Below are 16214 nucleotides of genomic sequence, written 5' to 3'. Positions count from 1 at the left end.
ACCCATCATGACGGCAGCGGACGCGCCGGCGCGGCGCCGCATCACCCTCACGGGCATCAGCTCGCGGGCCTGGGAGCATCCGGCCGACCGGGGCGCCCTGGTCGCGCTGCGTGAGCTGCGTGGTTTCGACGACGTGGTGCGGGCGTTCTTCGGCATGTGGAACGAGCGGGGTTTCCGGCTGTCCGTGCTGGCGTCCGGCATCCGCGTCGATCACCGGCAGTATCCGGCGGTGTGGCAGCGCTACACCGAGGCCGCGGCGGCGCTCGACGTGGCGGAGCTGCCCGAGCTGTACGTGACGCAGTCGCCCTGGCTGGGTGCCGAGGCCGTCGGTCTGGACCGGCAGTTCATCGTGCTGAACTCCGCGTGCGTGCAGCAGCTCGACGAGGACGAGCTGCGCTGCCTGCTCGGCCACGAGTTGGGGCACGTGGGCAGCGGGCACGCGGTCTACAAGACGATGCTCATGATCCTCACCCGGTGGGCGGCCAACCTGAGCTGGTTGCCGGTGGGGGCGCTCGCGCTGCGGGCGATCATCGCGGCGATGCTGGAGTGGTGGCGCAAGGCCGAGCTGTCCGCCGACCGGGCCGGCCTGCTCGCCGGCCAGGACCCGGCCGCCGCGCTGCGGCTGCTCATGAAGCTCGCGGGCGGCGGTGACCTGTCGCAGATCGACACGACCGCGTTCCTGGAGCAGGCCGCCGAGTACGCCGGCGGCGGCGACCTGCGCGACAGTCTGCACAAGGTCCGGATGACGGCGTGGAGCACCCACCCGACGCCTGTGGCGCGGGCCGCGCAGCTGCGGCAGTGGATCGACTCCGGGGCGTACGGGCGGGTGCTGGCCGGGGACTATCCGCGCCGCGACGACGACGGCTCGACGAGCGTCTCCGAGGAGATCAAGGCCGCCGCCGAGTCGTACCGGGAGGAGTTCAACAGCTCCACCGACCCGCTTGTCGGGTTGCTGCGCCGCCTCGGCGACGGGGCCAGCGACGTCGGCGAGTGGGTGGGCGGCACGGCCGGCCGGGCCCGCTCCTGGATGGACGCCGCCACCGAGGCCGCCGGCCGCGCCCACCGCGCCGGCCGGGCCGCCCCGGGCGCGCGGACGGGTTCCGGCCCGGCGGGCGGCGGTGACGGTACGGGCTCGGCCGGCACGCCCGGGTAAGGCCGGCATACGATTCCGGTCATGACCTCACCGATCATGTCCGAGTCCGAGGTGCGGGCCGCCGTCGAGCGGGAGATGCCCGGCGTACGCGCCGACCTGGAACGTCTCGTCCGCATCCCCGGCATCGCCTTCGAGGGCTTCGACCACTCACACGTGGAGCGTTCCGCCGAGGCGGTCGCCGAACTGCTGCGCGGCTGCGGCCTGGACGTCGACATCGTGCGCTCCGGCGGGCAGCCCGCGGTGATCGGCCGTCGGGCCGCCCCGCCCGGTGCGCCCACCGTGCTGCTCTACGCCCACCACGACGTGCAGCCGGTCGGCGACCGGTCGCTGTGGGAGTCCGACCCGTTCGAGCCGGTGGAGCGCGACGGCCGCCTGTACGCCCGGGGCGCGGCCGACGACAAGGCCGGCATCATGGCGCACGTCGCGGCGCTGCGCGCGTACGGGGACGCGCTGCCGGTCGGTGTGGTGCTGTTCATCGAGGGCGAGGAGGAGTACGGCTCCGACTCGCTTGAGCAACTGCTGATCGACCACCGCGACGAGATCACCTCGGACGTCATCGTGATCGCCGACTCCGGCAACTGGGACATCGGCGTACCGGCGCTGACCACCTCGCTGCGCGGCGTCGTCAACTGTTTCGTCGAGGTGCGCACGCTTGACCACGCGGTGCACAGCGGCATGTTCGGTGGCGCCGTGCCGGACGCGCTCACCGCACTGGTCCGCCTGCTGGCGACCCTGCACGACGACGCCGGTTCCGTGGCGGTGGAGGGGCTGGTCGCTCGGGAGGGCGCCACCGTCGACTACCCCGAGGACCGGATCCGCGCCGAGGCCGGGCTGGCCGAGGGCGTCCAGTTCATCGGCACCGGCCGGATCACCGACCGGCTCTGGACCAAGCCCGCGGTGGCGGTGCTCGGCATCGACGCGCCGCCCACCGGCGAGGCCCCGAACGCCCTGGTGCCGGCCGCGAAGGCGAAGCTCAGCATCCGCCTCGCCCCGGGCGACGACCCCAAGCGGGCGTACGCGGCGGTGCGCGCGCACCTGGAGAAGCACGCCCCGTGGGGCGCCCAGGTGACCGTCAGCCTGGAGCACGACGGCAATCCGTGCGTGATCGACGCGTCCGGGCCGATGTTCGACGCCGCCCGTTCGGCGTTCCGGGCGGCCTGGGACGGCACCGACCCGGTGGACGTCGGCATCGGCGGTTCGATCCCGTTCATCGCCACCTTCCAGGAGATGTTCCCGCAGGCGGCGATCCTGGTGACCGGCGTGGAGGACCCGCACGCCCGCGCGCACGGTCCGAACGAGAGCCTGCACCTCGGCGAGTTCGCCCGGGTCTGCCTCGCCGAGGCGCTGTTGCTGGGCAATGTCGCCGCGGCGGGGGTCTAGACATCTTTCGACCCTGATCAGGGGTTTTCGGCGTGTCGGCGGACTGGTTGTTATAGCCTTTCGAACATGAGTACGAACGAGGTGATGGCCCGGTTGGGGGCCGCCGTCAGCGCACTGGGGGACGTCGACGTCTCCGCGTGGTCCGAGGACACGCTCAACGACCAGCTCGGTGAGCTGTCCGCCGCCCTGGTCGCCCTCGACTCGGTGCTCTCCCGGGTCGCGGGCGAGGTTCGCGCCCGAGGGTTGCGCATAGAGGAGCCCGTCTCCGCCTGATTCCCGCCGCCCCCTCGTGGGCTGCGGCACCGCGCCGACACCGCCCGGGCACGGCAATGCCCGGGCGGTGTCGGAGGTGGCTGGCAGGATGGGCTTCGTGCGGTTCATCGACCTGGCGGCCACCTCCGCCGCCGTGGGCGCCACCAGTGGCCGGCGGGCCAAGGTGGAGCTGCTCGCCGACGCGCTGCGCCGGCTCGACCCGGCCGAGGTGGAGCCCGGCGCCGGCTATCTCGCCGGTGAGCTGCGTCAGCGGCAGACCGGCGTGGGCTACGCGAGTCTGCGTGACCTGCCGCCACCGGCCGCCGAGCCGACGCTTACCGTGGCCGCCGTCGACGCCGCCATCGAGCAGATCGCCGCCGTGCAGGGCGCCGGGTCGCAGGCCCGCCGCCGGGCTCTGCTCGGCGCCCTCTACGCGGCGGCGACTGTCGACGAGCAGCGCCTGCTCACCGGCCTGTTCGGTGGCGAGCTGCGGCAGGGCGCCCAGGCCGGGCTGCTCGCCGACGCGGTGGCCCGGGCCGCGGAGGTGCCGGTGGCGACGGTTCGCCGGGCTCTGCTGCTCGCCGGTGACCTGCGTGCCGTGGCGGTGGCGGCGCTGGCCGGAGGGGCCGCCGAGTTGGCCGGCTTCGGCCTCCAGGTCGGCCGGCCGCTGGCGCCGATGCTCGCGCAGAGCGCACCCTCGGTCGACGAGGCGCTCGCCGCGACCGGCACGCCCGCGGTGGTCGACGTGAAGCTCGACGGCATCCGCATCCAGGTGCACCGCTCCGGCGCCGACATCGCCGTGTTCACCCGCAGCCTCGACGAGATCACCACCCGGGTGCCCGAGGTGGTCGCGGCGGTCCGCGCCCTGCCCGGCCGGGAGCTGGTGCTCGACGGCGAGGCCATCGGCCTGGACGAGACCGGTCGCCCGCTGCCGTTCCAGCAGACCTCCAGCCGGGCCGCCCGGCGCACCACACCGAGCACCACCGGCCGGACACCTGTCGCCCCGGCGGTGCTCGCCGCTGCCGCCAGCACCGGCGCGACAGTGCTCACTCCATACTTTTTCGACCTGCTGCACCTCGACGGCCAGGATCTGATCGATCTGCCCGGCCGGGAGCGGTGGGCCGCGCTGGCCGGCGCGGTCGATTCGTCGTTGCTGGTCGGGCGGATGGAGGTCGACGGCCCGGAGCAGGCCGGCGCGGCGTTCGCCGCCGCGCTCGACGCCGGGCAGGAGGGCGTGGTGGTCAAGGCGCCGGACGCCCCCTACGACGCCGGCCGGCGCGGCGCCGCCTGGGTCAAGGTCAAACCACGGCACACCCTCGACCTGGTGGTGCTCGCCGTCGAGTGGGGCAGCGGCCGGCGCAAGGGCTGGCTGTCCAACCTGCATCTGGGCGCCCGTGACCCGCGCACCGGCGACTTCGTCATGCTCGGAAAGACGTTCAAGGGGCTCACCGACGAACTGCTGCGGTGGCAGACCGAGCGTTTCCTCGACCTCGCCGTGGAGCGCGGCGACTGGGTGGTCCGGGTCCGTCCGGAGCAGGTGGTGGAGATCGCCTTCGACGGGGTGCAGACGAGCACCCGCTATCCGGGTGGAATGGCGCTGCGGTTCGCCCGCGTGGTGCGTTACCGCGACGACAAGTCCGCCGCCGAGGCGGACACCATCGACGCGGTCCGCGCCATCCACGCCGGCCGGCTGAGCGGCTGACGGGCCGCAGCGGCCCGGGCGTCGCGCCGGGCCGGCCGCCCGGTCAGGCGGACGCGCTCGGCGTCGGCTCGGCCGCCCGGTCCAGCGGGGCCGTCGCCTTGTCGAGCCCGGCGGCCCGGCGTGCCTCGCGGCGGGCCACCCAGCCGTAGCCGAAGAGCGCCATCGCGGCGAACAGCCACCACTGCACGACGTAGCCGAAGTTCTGCCAGTTGTTGGTGTGCCCGACCGGCACGGCATTGAACACCGCGTCGGCGGGCGGGGTCTGCTCGTCCAGCAGCAGGTAGCCGCCGTAGACCGGGTAGGGCAGCTCGCGGGCCAGGCGCGACACGGCGATCCGCCGCGTCTCCAGCCGGCCGTCGCGGCGGTCCACCGTGCCGGCGCCGCTCTCGGTCTCGTGCACCCGGCCGTTGACAGTCACGTCGCCGCCCGGCGGGGTGGGCACCGACGGCTGGGCGGTCGCCCCGCCCGGCGCGGGCGGGATCCAGCCCCGGTCCACCAGCAGCGCGCTGCCGTCGGCGAGCACCAGCGGGGTGAGCACCTCGAAGCCGACCCGGCTGTCGACAGTCCGACCACGGACCAGGACGGTGTTCGACGGGTCGTACCTGCCGGTGGCGGTGACCCGGGTCCAGACCCTGTCCTTCGCGGGGGCCGGGCCTGCGGTCCCGGGGCCGCCGGTGGGCGCGCGGAACGCGTCGGCCAGGGGCGCCGGGGCCATCCGCTCGCCCGCGTCGATCCGCTCGTTGATCTCGGTACGGCCTCGGTAGCGGTCCAGCTGCCAGTTGCCCAGCCACACCATGACGGCGGCGGCGACCAGGGTCAGCGCGAGGGCGCCCAACCAGCGTGGGCTCAGCAGGAACCGGTACACGGGACCGAGGCTACCCGTATGACCGGGGCCACTCACCGCGACCGGGCCGGGACGGTGCGCGCGGCCCCGGTTGGCGGTGCTCGCGCGCCGGGCCGGGCGGGTATCGTCACGCCGACGGATCGACCCCCCCGGTCGGCCGTCGCGTTCCCGCCGCCGCCAGCGAGGAGTCGATGTGACCGTCGTGCCGCGCCTGGTGCTCAGCGCACCGTCCTCCGGGCACGGAAAGAACGCGCTGGCGATCGGGCTGCTCGCCGCCCTCGCCGAGCGGGGTGTCGACGTCGCCGGGTTCAAGCTCGGCCCGGACCACGTCGACGCCGCGTACCTCGGTCTCGCCGCCGGTCGGCCCGGTCGGGTGATCGATCCCCGGCTGGTCGGCGTCGACCGGCTCGCCCCGCTCGTCGCACACGGCGCCGCGGGGGCCGCGCTCGCCGTCGTGCAGGGCAGCATGGGCCTGTACGACTCCGTCGGTGGCCGCCCGGAGCAGGAGTCCACGGCCGCCGCGGCCACCGCGCTGCGCAGTCCGGTGGTGCTGGTGGTCGACGTGGCCGCGATGGGGCAGTCGGTGGCCGCCCTCGTGCACGGTTTCCGCTCGTACGACGAGCAGTTGTGGCTGGGCGGGGTGATCCTCAACCGGGTGGCGTCGTCGCGGCACGAGGCGATGCTGCGCGAGGCACTTGACGACGTGGGCGTGCCCGTCTACGGCGCGCTGCGTCGCCAGGACCTGCCGGCCGTGCTGCCGTCCCGCCGACACGGGGTGGCGCCGGTGGTCGACGCCTCGGCCGACGCGGTCCGTGCGGTGCGCCGGCTGGGCGAGGCCGTCGCCGCCACCGTCGATCTGGAGCGGTTGCTCGGGCTGGCCCGTTCGGCTCCGCCCCTGCCGGCGGCGGCCTGGTCGCCGCAGGAGGCGCTCGGCGAGCTTGTCGTCCCGGCGCAGCGCCCGCTTGTGGCGCTTGCCGGTGGGCCGGGCGGCAGCTTCAGCCACCCGGAGACCGCCGAGCTGCTGACCGCCGCCGGCGCCGAGGTGGTCACCGTCGATCCGCTGCGCGACGAGGCGCTGCCGGTCGGCACCCGCGCGCTTGTCGTCGGGGGCGCGCTGCCCGAGTCGTACGCCGAGCAGTTGTCGGCCAACCGCCGGCTGTGCATCGCGGTGGCCGAGCTGGCCCGCACCGGCCGGCCGGTGGTCGCCGAGGGCGCCGGCCTGCTGTGGCTGGCCCGGGAGCTGGACGGGCTGCCGATGTGCGGTGTGCTGGACGCGGTGGGCGTGAGTCGCGACGGCCTCGTGGTGGGCTACCGGGAGGCGACCGCCCAGACCGACAGCGTGGTCGCCGCGCGCGACACGGTGGTCGTCGGGCACAAGGAGCACCGGGCGGTGCTCACCCCGCGCGCCGGTCAGCGGCCGGCGTGGAGCTGGGACGGCGGCACACCGGAGGGGTTCGTGTGGCGCAACGTGCACGCCTCGCAGCTCACCCTGCACTGGGCGGGGCACGCGGCGACCGCCGCCCGGGTGGTGGCGGCGGCGGTAAGCGAGCCCGCTGCTGCCGAGGCGGCGCCCGCGCAGCCTCCCGTGGTGCCCGCGTGATCGGTGAGTTGGCGGTCCGCCGGTTTCCGGCGTTGACCGTCTCCACCCCGCGTACGGAGGTGCGTCGGCTGACGGCCGCGGACGCGTCGGCGGCCGGGGAGATCTTCGCCGACAAGCTGACCCGGCGGTGGCTGCCGCTGGCCGACGACTCCGGGCCGATCGACGGGCACGCCTGGTGCACGGATCTGGCCCGGCAGCGGCGCGACAGCGGCGAGGGCGACCACTACGCGGTGGTCCGCCGGGAGGACGACCAGGTGGTCGGCTCCCTCTGGACGCGGCGCACCGACTGGGGCGCCCGGCTCACCGAGGTCTCCTACGCGATGGCACCCCACGCGCGGGGCTTCGGCCTGGCCGCCGAGGCGGTGGACGCGGTGGCCATCGCGCTGATCCTGGAGCACGGCTTCCAGCGGGTCGAGCTGCGGGTGGCCCCCGGCAACCTGGCGTCGCGCCGGGTCGCCGAGAAGGCCGGCTTCAGCTACGAGGGGCTGCTCCGCAACGCCGGTTTCGTCGGCGGTGGCCGGGTCGACCTCGAACTCTGGTCGTTCGTGGCGGCGGATCTGCGTTGATCCGCGCCGTCATCCCACGATGGCGTCCGACGGTGGTGTGAACTGGCGGGTCGGCGTGCCCTTCAGGCCGTCGCGCAGGGTCTCGGCGACCGCCGCGATCGGGATCTGGGACTGCCCGTCACCGACGGCGTTGAACGGATTGTCCGGGTCGGAGATGAAGCTCGCCGCGGCCAGCTCCGGCGTGTAGCCGACGAACCACGCGGACCGGGTGCTGTCCGTGGTGCCGGTCTTGCCGGCGACCGGACGGCCGACCGTCCCCCGGACGCTGTCGGCTGTCGACCAGCCGCCGCAGCCGCCGCGTGCCGGCCGGTCGCCGGTCGGGCAGCGGGCGGCGTCGGTGGCCGCCCGGGCGGCGTCGGCGCTTACCACCTGGCGGCAGCGCGGCTTGGCGACCTCCCGGTGCAGACCGCCCGGAGTGGCGTACGTGGCAGTCGTGCCGTCCCGGTTCATGATCGCCTGCACGGGGATCGCCTCGCAGTAGCGGCCGTCGGCGGCGACCGCGGCGTAGGCGTTCGCCATCTCCAACGGCGTGGCGTCGGAGACTCCCAGGGTGAACGCGCCCCACTTCTTGGCCTTGCCCGGGGACGCCTGCTCCCGGTCGACGTCGGTACGCCAGCGCAGTCCGAGCTGTTCGGCCAGCCGGACCGCCCGGTCCGCGCCGACCCTCTCCTCCAGCCACACGAAGTACGTGTTGACGGACTTGCCGAAGCCGGACCACATGGTCTGCTGTCCGGTCATCGCGCCACTGGCGTTGGAGGGCGCCCAGCCGTCGTAGACGTTCGACTTGTAGCGGTACGGGGCGTTGAACGAGGTGGACAGCGTCATCCCCGAGTCCAGCGCGGCGAGCATCGGGAACATCTTGAACGTCGACCCGGCCTGGTAGCCCGGCAGGTCACCACCGCCGAGCAGCGGCGCCACCGTGTTCGGATAGTTGGCCTTCACCTTCGGTCCGGCCTCGGGGTTGGAGCTGGGTGGGTTGTCGGCCAGATCCAGGGAGTAGTTCCGGTTCACCGCCATCGCCTTCACCCGCCCGGTGCCCGGTTCGGAGACCACGATGCCGTTGGCGAACGGGCTGCCGGTGCCCTCCTTGGCGCCGACGTTCTTCTCCGCCGCCGCCTGGATCTTCGGGTCGATGCTGAGCACGATGCGGTAGCCGCCGCGGCGCAGCTTGTCCATCCGCTCCAGCCGGTTCGCACCGAACGCGGGCTGTGAACTCCACCAGTTCTTCAGGTAGTCGCAGGCGAAGCCCCAGCTGTTGTACTTCTCGGTGATCGAGGCGCAGTCGTTCGGCGGGTTGGTCAGCTTCAGTCGGATCGGCTCGGTCTTCGCCGCGGCCGCCGAGTCGGGGGAGAGGTAGCCGAGCTGGCTCATCCGGTCCAGCACGTAGTTGCGCCGCCCGGTGGCCTCCTTCTGGTCGGAGTCGGCCGGGTCGTACTCGGAGGGGGACTTGACCAGTCCGGCGAGGGTGGCGGCCTCGACCGGGGTGAGGTCCTTCGGGGTCTTGGAGAAGAAGATCTCGCTGGCCGCGTAGATGCCGTACGCCCGGTGTCCGAAGTACGCCGAGTTCAGGTACCGCTCCATGATCTGTTCCTTGCTCATCTCCTTCTCCAGGTCCAGCGCCATCCGCATCTCCTTGACCTTGCGAATGCTTGTCTGCTGGGTGGCTTCCTGGACCTCCTTGGGCGTGGTCGCGCTGTCCCGTAGGGCCATCCGGACGTACTGCATGGTCAGCGTCGAGGCGCCCTGGGAGCCGCCGGAGCGGGCGTTGGCGACGAAGGCGCGGGCCACGCCCTTGGGGTCGACGCCGTGGTGCTGGTAGAAGCGGGAGTCCTCGGCGGCGATGATCGCCTGCTGGATGTTCGGCGACATGTCCGACAGCTTCGTGTACTGCCGGTACTCCTCGTAGAACATGGTCAGCACGGTCTTGCCGTCGGCGGCGTAGACGTACGAGGTCTCGGCGGGCAGGGCGGTGGTCAGCAGTCTGGTCTTCTGTTCCACGGCGTGCGCGGTGGCCTTCGCGCCGAGCCCGGTGAGGGCGACCAGCGGGTACCCGGCGGCGGCGATCACGATGCCGGCGATGAGACCGGCGCGGAGTAGAGGAACGAGTCGACCAGCGGCAGCAAGGGGTCGGTTGCTCACGTGGCAAAGTTATGACATTTCCGATTCGTACATGAGAAGAACTCATAAACCCGCGAGGTGGTGACGTGGCTTACGCCGACATCGACTGTCCCGCCGGCCACCTTCCCGGCAGGATCGCGGACATGCGTGATCAGCCGAGCGGGCCGTACCCGGTCGCCGTGGCCGAGCGGACGGCCACCGAGGAGCCGGATCTGGCGCACCACGGCGATTCCGAGGTGGGCGCCGGGCTGATCGACCTCGCCGTCAACGTCCGCCAGGCGCCGCCGCCGGCCTGGCTGGCCGACCCGATCGCCGCCACCCTCACCGACCTGGCCCGCTATCCCGACCCGACGGCGGCCCGCGCCGCCGTCGCCGCCCGGCACCGGCGTCACCCGGACGAGGTACTGCTCACCGCCGGCGCCGCCGAGGGCTTCGTACTGATCGCTCAGGCCCTGCGCGGCGTCCGCCGACCCGTGGTGGTGCACCCGCAGTTCACCGAGCCGGAGGCGGCGCTACGGGCCGCCGGCCACCCGGTCGAGCGGGTGCTGCTGGACCCGGACGACGGGTTCCGGCTCGATCCGTCGGTGGTGCCCGTCGACGCGGACCTGGTGATGATCGGCAACCCGACGAATCCCACGTCCGTGCTGCACCCCGCGCGGACCGTGGCCGCGCTCGCCCGTCCGGGCCGGATACTCGTGGTCGACGAGGCGTTCGCCGACACCACGGGTGACGCGCACACCGGCGAGCCGGAGTCGCTGGCGCAGCGGCGGGATCTGCCCGGCCTGCTCGTCCTGCGCAGCCTCACGAAGACGTGGGGCCTGGCCGGGCTGCGGATCGGCTATCTGCTCGGTGCCCCGGAGCTGCTGTCCCGCCTGGCCGCCGTCCAGCCGCTCTGGGCCGTCTCCACGCCCGCGCTGGCCGCCGCCGCGGCCTGCGCCACTCCGGTCGCGGTCGAGGCCGAACGCGCGATCGCCGCCGACCTCGCCGCCGACCGCGACCACCTGGTCGCGCGCCTGGCCGACCTTCCCGGTGTACGCGTCGCGGGCCGCCCGGCGAGCGCGTTCGTCCTGCTGCACCTGCCCGACGCGAGCCGGGTCCGGGAGGCCCTGCGCGATCGGGGCTGGGCGGTACGCAGGGGCGACACCTTCCCCGGCCTCGGCCCGGACTGGCTGCGGGTGGCGGTACGCGACCGAGACACCACCGACGCGTTCATCGAGGTGCTGCGCGAGATCATGGAGGCATGATGCTGGAGACCACGATGTCGGCCATCCGCCCACTGGACGAGACGGCGATGGCCGCCGCCCGCGAGCTGCACGGCCGGCTGACCAAGCCGGCGGGCTCGCTGGGCCTGCTGGAGGACCTGTCGGTACGCCTCGCCGGGCTGGCCGGGGCCTGCCCGCCGCCGATCCCCGAGCCGGCCGCCGTGGCGATCTTCGCGGGCGACCACGGGGTGCACGCCCAGGGGGTCAGCCCGTGGCCGCAGGAGGTCACCGCGCAGATGATCGGCAACTTCCTGGCCGGCGGCGCGGTCGTCAACGCGTTCGCCCGGCAGGCCGGGGCCTCGGTCACCGTGGTCGACGTCGGGGTCGCCACCCCGCTGCCCGTCGGCGAGGCGTCCGGTCCGGCCGACCCGTCCGCGCCCCGACTGGTCGCCGCCTCCGTGCGCCGGGGCACCCGGGACCTCACGGTGACCGCCGCGCTCACCCGCGACGAGGCCCTGGCGGCGGTGCAGACCGGCATCCGGGTCGCCGACGAGCTGATCGACGCCGGCGCCGGCATCCTGCTCACCGGGGACATGGGCATCGGCAACACCACCCCGGCGGCGGTGCTGATCGCCGCTTTCACCGGCGCCGACCCGCTCGACACCACCGGCCGGGGCACCGGGATCGACGACCCGACGTACGCCCGCAAGGTGGCCGTGGTGCGGGCCGCGCTGGCCCGGCACACACCCGATCCGGCCGACCCGCTGGGCGTGCTCGCCGCCGTCGGTGGCCTGGAGCACGCCGCGCTGGCCGGGCTGATCCTGGGCGCCGCGGCCCGCCGGACGCCGGTCCTGCTGGACGGCGTGATCGCGGTGTCCGCGGCGCTCGCCGCCGCCGCGTTCGCACCGGACGCGGTCGCGGCCATGGTCGCCGGGCACCGTTCGGCGGAGCCGGGCGCGACGGTGGCGCTGCGCCACCTCGGACTCGATCCGCTCATCGACCTGGGCCTGCGCCTCGGCGAGGGCACCGGCGCCCTGTTGGCGCTGCCGGTCGTCACCGGCGCCGTCCGCGTGCTGCACGACGTGGCCACCTTCGACTCCGCCGGGGTGGCCGAGAAGTGACCATGTCAGACGAACGGGCGGCCCGGCCCGGTGGTGCGGCGTGAGCGCCAGCCCGTACCCTCTCGGCCTGCGGCTCGACGGGCGGCGCGTGGTCGTGGTGGGCGGCGGCGCGGTCGCCACCCGGCGGGTGCCGGCGCTGCTGGATGCCGGCGCGGACGTCCTGCTGGTGGCCCCGGAGCTGACCCCGGCGTTGCAGGCCCGGGTGGACGCGGGTCGGCTGCACTGGGTGCCGCGCCGGTTCGTGCCCGAGGATCTGGACGGCGCATGGCTGGTCCAGGTGGCGATCGACGATCAGATGGCGGCGGCTGCGGTGAGCGCCGTCGCCGCCGAGCGGCGGATCTTCTGCGTCCGGGCCGACGACCGGACCGCCGCCACGGCGTGGACCCCGGCGGTGACCCGACACGGCCCGGTCACCGTGGCCGTGCTCGGTGGCGGGGATCCCCGGCGGGCGATGACCGTCCGCGACGCGATCCGTGACCTCCTCGCGGCCCGCCTCGCTCCGGACGGAGTCGCTCCGGGTGGAGTCGCCCCGGACGGAGTCGCTTCGGCGCAGGACCGGCCCGACGCTCCGACCGGGACGAGCGGTGGGCGGCGGGCCGGGCGGGTGTCGCTGGTGGGGGCGGGGCCGGGTGACCCGGAGCTGATCACCGTGCGAGGCTGGCGGTTGCTCACCGAGGCCGACGTGGTGGTGGCCGACCGGTTGGTGCCCGGCCTGCTCCTGGACGAGTTGCGCGCCGACGTCGAGCTGGTGGACGCCTCGAAGATCCCCTACGGCCCGTCCCGAGCCCAGGAGGAGATCAACCGGATCCTGGTCGACCGGGCCCTGGCCGGCGCCGTCGTGGTCCGGCTCAAGGGCGGCGACCCGTACGTCTTCGGTCGTGGTGGCGAGGAGCTGCTGGCGTGCGCCGAGGCCGGCGTTCCGGTGACAGTCGTTCCCGGGGTGACCAGCTCGATCGCCGCCCCGGCGGCGGCCGGGATCCCGGTCACCCACCGGGGGGTGGCGCACGAGTTCACAGTGGTCTCCGGCCACGTGGCACCCGACTCGCCGGCCTCGCTGGTGCGCTGGGACGCCCTCGCGGGCCTGCGCGGCACCCTGGTGATCCTGATGGGGCTGAAGAACCTCGCCGCCATCACGGCCACCCTGATCGCACACGGTCGGTCGCCGCAGACACCCGCCGCCGTGGTCCAGGAGGCCACCACGGGCACCCAGCGGGTCCTGCGGTCCACGCTGGGCGCGGTGGCCGCCGACCTGCTCGCCGCCGACCTCCGGCCGCCCGCCGTCGTCGTGGTGGGCGACGTGGTGGACGCCCTCGACGCCTGACAGCCGGCACGCGTCGGTGCCGCGAGCGATGCGGCCTCGAATGGCGCCCGCGCTGGAGGGCATTCCGGCCCGGGGTGGGCACCCCCTTCCCACATCCTTTGCTCTGCTTCAATCCACGCACCACAAACGGGCTCTGACTGGTGCGCCGGTTGAAGCAGAGCAAAGGGCCCGCAGGTGGTCCTTGACCCTGCGCCGGTGACGCCAGCCAGCCAGCCAGCGAGCCAGACAGCGCAGCGCAGCGCAGCGCAGCGCCGTGCGGGGCCGGACAGACGACGGGCCGGCAGGCGATGGGCCGGACAGACGACGGGCCGGACAGACGACGGGCCGGACAGACGACGGGCCGGAGCGGCGCTGCTCCGGCCCGTCGTGGATCTGTCGGTCGACTACTGCTTGAGCATGTTGTCCAGCAGCAGGGCGCAGCGGATCAGCCCCAGGTGGCTGTACGCCTGCGGGTGGTTGCCCAGGCCGCGCTCGGCGAGCGGGTCGTACTGCTCGGGGAGCAGGCCGGTCGGGCCGGCGGTGAGCACCATCTGCGCGAACAGCTCCTCGGCGTCGGTGCGGCGACCGGTGCGCAGGTACGCCTCGATCAGCCACGCCGTGCAGATGTGGAAGCCGCCCTCGCGGCCGGGCAGGCCGTCGTCCCAGTGGTAGCGGTAGACGACCGGGCCGCTGCGCAGGTCCGCCTCGATCTTCAGGACGGTGGACAGGAAGCGCGGGTCGTCGCCGGGGAGCAGGCCGGAGAGCCCGATCCAGAGCGACGAGGCGTCCATGTCCTCGTCCCCGTACGCGACGCTGTACGCCTCGACGTCGGAGTGCCAGCCGTGCTCCAGCACGTTGGCGCCGATCCGGTCGCGCAGGTCCTTCCACTCGGACCGGTCCTCGCCGCCGTGCTGGCGCATCACGTGCAGCGCCCGGTCGACCGTCATCCAGCACATCACCTTGGAGAAGACGTGGTGCCGGGGTGGCAGCCGGGCCTCCCAGATGCCGTGGTCGGGCTCGTGCCAGCGGCGGCGGACCGCCTCGACCATGTTCTCCAGGACCCGCCACTCGTCGTCCCGGACCGAGCCGCGGGCGTCGGCGACGGCCGCGATCAGGTCGGCGATCGGGCCGAACACGTCGAGTTGGAGCTGGTGGTTGGCGAGGTTGCCGACCCGGACCGGCCGGGAGCCGGCGTACCCGGGCAGCGTGTCGATGACCGCCTCGGCGCCCAACTCGTAGCCGTCGATCGTGTAGAGCGGGTGCAGCCGCTCCGGGTGGCCGCCGGTGCGCTCGATGCAGCCGTCGACCCAGCGCAGGAACGCCTCGGCCTCCTCGATGGACCCGAGGTCGACGAGCGCGCGGGCGGTAAGCGCGGCGTCGCGCAGCCAGCAGTAGCGGTAGTCCCAGTTGCGGACGCCGCCCAGCTCCTCGGGGAGGGAGGTGGTCGCCGCGGCCAGGATCGAGCCGGTCGTCTCGTGGCAGAGCCCGCGCAGGGTGAGCGCGCTGCGGGCCACCAGGTCACGGGACGTGGACGGCAGCCGGAGCGAGGCCACCCAGTCCTTCCACGGCTGCTCGGCCGCGGCCTGCCGCTCGTGGATCGGCACCCGGTGGTGCTCCAGGCTGTGCGTGCCGAAGCGCAGCTCCAGCACGACCTGCCCGCCGGCGGCGGAGAGGTCGACGATCGCCTTGGCTGTCTCGTACCCGCCGTCGTTGTTGACCTGCCACTCGACCCCGGGGGAGTAGAGGGCGACCGGTTCGTTCGAGCCGAGCACCAGCAGTCCGTCGCCGAGCGGCTGCATCTGCACGGCGACCTGACCGAACTCGGGGCGCGGGGCGAACTCCACCCGCACCCGACCGCTGCCGGTGAGCACCCGGATCAGGGTCGAGTCGCCGGTGATGACCGCCGGGCTGTCGTCCGGAGTGGTCTCCCGGGCCGGCTTGTCCAGCCAGTCGGTGACGGTGAGCCCGGACCACCGGGTCTCGACTGTCATCGTGCCGGAGCGGTAGCGCTGGCCCAGCGGGATGCCCCCGCGCTCCGGGGCGACGCTGAAGTGACCGGCCGGGCTGCCACCGACCAGGTCGGCGAAGATCGCCGCCGAGTCCGGCTTGGGGTGGCAGAGCCAGCTGACCTTCGCCTCCGGCGTGAGCAACGCGACGGTACGACCGTTGGCAAGCATGGAGTGCCGCTCGATGGGCACCGCCCGCTCGCCGAACAGCCAGTGTCGACGGGTCTCCAGCAGCAGCCCGAGCGCGCGGGCGGCCTCGATGGGCTCAGCCACCCGGAAGCCGGCCTTGGTCTCGCCGGGGCCGATCTTGATGCCCAGGTCCGGACCGTGCAGGTTGCCGAAGGCGTTCTCGTCGGTGACGTCGTCGCCGATGAAGAGCACTGCGCTGGCCGAGAGCTGGGTCCGGAGCTGGTCGACGGCGGTGCCCTTGTGGGTGGCCACCACGGACAGCTCGATGACCTCCTTGCCCTGCGTCACCGTGACGCCGTCGAAGGTGGCCGGGCCGTTGCGGACCGCCTCGATGGCCGCGGCGGCGACCTGCGGGTCGACGCCCCGGGTGTGCACCGCGACGCTTGCCGGCTTGCGTTCCAGCCGGATGCCCGGGTGCTCGGCGGCGATCTCGCGTAGCGCGTTGCGCACCTGCTGGCGTACCGCGACCAGCTCGGGGGAGAGGCGTTCGACGAAGCCGATGTCGAACTCGGAGCCGTGACTGCCGACGAGGTGCACCTCGCTGGGCAGCCGGGAGAGCGCGGCCAGGTCCCGCAGCGCCCGGCCGGAGACCACTGCCACGCTCGTCTGCGGCAGCGCGGCGAGCGCGCGGATCGCCGCCACCGACTCGGGCAGCGGTACGGCGGTGCTCGGGTCCTCCACGATCGGCGCGAGTGTGCCGTCGTAGTCGCAGGCGATCAGGAGCTGCGGAACCCGGGCGATCCGGCCGATGGCGGAGCGCAGCTCGGGGTCCATCACCCCG

12 protein-coding genes are annotated in these 16214 nt (G+C 73.9%); 9 read left to right on the top strand and 3 right to left on the bottom strand.

The annotated features are described in order from the left end of the window. Window positions 1-7: 7 nt before the first annotated feature. The 4 genes from MILUP08_RS28315 to MILUP08_RS28300 all read left to right on the top strand — a co-directional run bounded on the left by MILUP08_RS28315 (window position 8) and on the right by MILUP08_RS28300 (window position 4487). Entirely contained in the window at window positions 8-1153 is a 1146-nt protein-coding gene (locus tag MILUP08_RS28315; protein ID WP_007464242.1) for a M48 family metallopeptidase, read from the top strand. A 36-nt stretch (window positions 1154-1189) separates the two neighbouring features. Beyond that, a complete protein-coding gene (locus MILUP08_RS28310) occupies window positions 1190-2533 on the top strand; it encodes a dipeptidase (protein ID WP_193376648.1) in 1344 nt (447 codons plus the stop codon). Between the two features lie 66 nt (window positions 2534-2599). Then, window positions 2600-2806 (top strand): hypothetical protein, encoded by a 207-nt coding sequence (locus tag MILUP08_RS28305; protein ID WP_007464240.1) that lies wholly within the window; start codon window positions 2600-2602, stop codon window positions 2804-2806. An 88-nt stretch (window positions 2807-2894) separates the two neighbouring features. Then, entirely contained in the window at window positions 2895-4487 is a 1593-nt protein-coding gene (locus tag MILUP08_RS28300; RefSeq protein WP_007464239.1) for an ATP-dependent DNA ligase, read from the top strand. A gap of 43 nt (window positions 4488-4530) precedes the next feature. Here the strand turns inward: MILUP08_RS28300 and MILUP08_RS28295 are convergent, their stop codons facing one another. Then, window positions 4531-5352, bottom strand: a complete 822-nt coding sequence (locus tag MILUP08_RS28295) for an SURF1 family cytochrome oxidase biogenesis protein (RefSeq protein ID WP_007464238.1) — start codon at window positions 5350-5352, stop codon at window positions 4531-4533. A gap of 172 nt (window positions 5353-5524) precedes the next feature. On the opposite strand from MILUP08_RS28295, the gene MILUP08_RS28290 reads away from it, so the two are divergent. Beyond that, window positions 5525-6931, top strand: coding sequence for a cobyrinic acid a,c-diamide synthase CobB (locus MILUP08_RS28290; RefSeq protein WP_007464237.1), 1407 nt, complete (start codon window positions 5525-5527; stop codon window positions 6929-6931). Beyond that, a complete protein-coding gene (locus tag MILUP08_RS28285) occupies window positions 6928-7497 on the top strand; it encodes a GNAT family N-acetyltransferase (protein WP_007464236.1) in 570 nt (189 codons plus the stop codon). Before MILUP08_RS28290 ends, MILUP08_RS28285 begins: the two co-directional genes overlap by 4 nt. Window positions 7498-7506: 9 nt before the next feature. Here the strand turns inward: MILUP08_RS28285 and MILUP08_RS28280 are convergent, their stop codons facing one another. Further along, window positions 7507-9636, bottom strand: a complete 2130-nt coding sequence (locus MILUP08_RS28280) for a transglycosylase domain-containing protein (protein WP_007464235.1) — start codon at window positions 9634-9636, stop codon at window positions 7507-7509. A 122-nt stretch (window positions 9637-9758) separates the two neighbouring features. Here MILUP08_RS28280 and cobC point away from each other — a divergent pair, with 122 nt between their 5' ends. From cobC to cobA, 3 genes are read left to right on the top strand one after another with little or no spacing between them, the layout of a single operon-like run. Beyond that, entirely contained in the window at window positions 9759-10859 is a 1101-nt protein-coding gene (cobC, locus tag MILUP08_RS28275) for an Rv2231c family histidinol phosphate aminotransferase CobC (RefSeq protein WP_039908927.1), read from the top strand. Then, a complete protein-coding gene (cobT, locus tag MILUP08_RS28270; RefSeq protein WP_039906739.1) occupies window positions 10859-11938 on the top strand; it encodes a nicotinate-nucleotide--dimethylbenzimidazole phosphoribosyltransferase in 1080 nt (359 codons plus the stop codon). The genes cobC and cobT overlap by 1 nt, the downstream gene beginning before the upstream one ends. A 40-nt stretch (window positions 11939-11978) precedes the next feature. Then, window positions 11979-13259: a uroporphyrinogen-III C-methyltransferase gene (cobA, locus tag MILUP08_RS28265; RefSeq protein ID WP_007464232.1), complete on the top strand. Its 1281-nt coding sequence runs from the start codon at window positions 11979-11981 to the stop codon at window positions 13257-13259. Between the two features lie 383 nt (window positions 13260-13642). Here cobA and otsB read toward each other — a convergent pair whose 3' ends face one another. Beyond that, window positions 13643-16207 carry a trehalose-phosphatase gene (gene otsB / locus MILUP08_RS28260; RefSeq protein ID WP_051066075.1) on the bottom strand — a complete coding sequence of 855 codons (2565 nt, stop codon included), beginning with the start codon at window positions 16205-16207 and terminating at the stop codon, window positions 13643-13645. Between the last annotated feature and the right edge of the window lie 7 nt (window positions 16208-16214).

Origin of the sequence: Micromonospora lupini str. Lupac 08 (assembly GCF_000297395.2) — a bacterium.
Lineage (GTDB): Bacteria > Actinomycetota > Actinomycetes > Mycobacteriales > Micromonosporaceae > Micromonospora > Micromonospora lupini.
This window is presented reverse-complemented; position numbering and strand designations above follow the sequence as displayed.

What these genes read in the sequence shown, in the direction of transcription:
- MILUP08_RS28315 (WP_007464242.1), top strand. Translation starts at nt 8, where the DNA reads ATGACGGCAGCGGACGCGCCGGCGCGGCGCCGCATCACCCTCACGGGC.
- MILUP08_RS28310 (WP_193376648.1), top strand. Translation starts at nt 1,190, where the DNA reads ATGTCCGAGTCCGAGGTGCGGGCCGCCGTCGAGCGGGAGATGCCCGGC.
- MILUP08_RS28305 (WP_007464240.1), top strand. Translation starts at nt 2,600, where the DNA reads ATGAGTACGAACGAGGTGATGGCCCGGTTGGGGGCCGCCGTCAGCGCA.
- MILUP08_RS28300 (WP_007464239.1), top strand. Translation starts at nt 2,895, where the DNA reads ATGGGCTTCGTGCGGTTCATCGACCTGGCGGCCACCTCCGCCGCCGTG.
- cobC (WP_039908927.1), top strand. Translation starts at nt 9,759, where the DNA reads ATGCGTGATCAGCCGAGCGGGCCGTACCCGGTCGCCGTGGCCGAGCGG.
- cobT (WP_039906739.1), top strand. Translation starts at nt 10,859, where the DNA reads ATGCTGGAGACCACGATGTCGGCCATCCGCCCACTGGACGAGACGGCG.
- otsB (WP_051066075.1), bottom strand. Translation starts at nt 16,207, where the DNA reads ATGGACCCCGAGCTGCGCTCCGCCATCGGCCGGATCGCCCGGGTTCCG.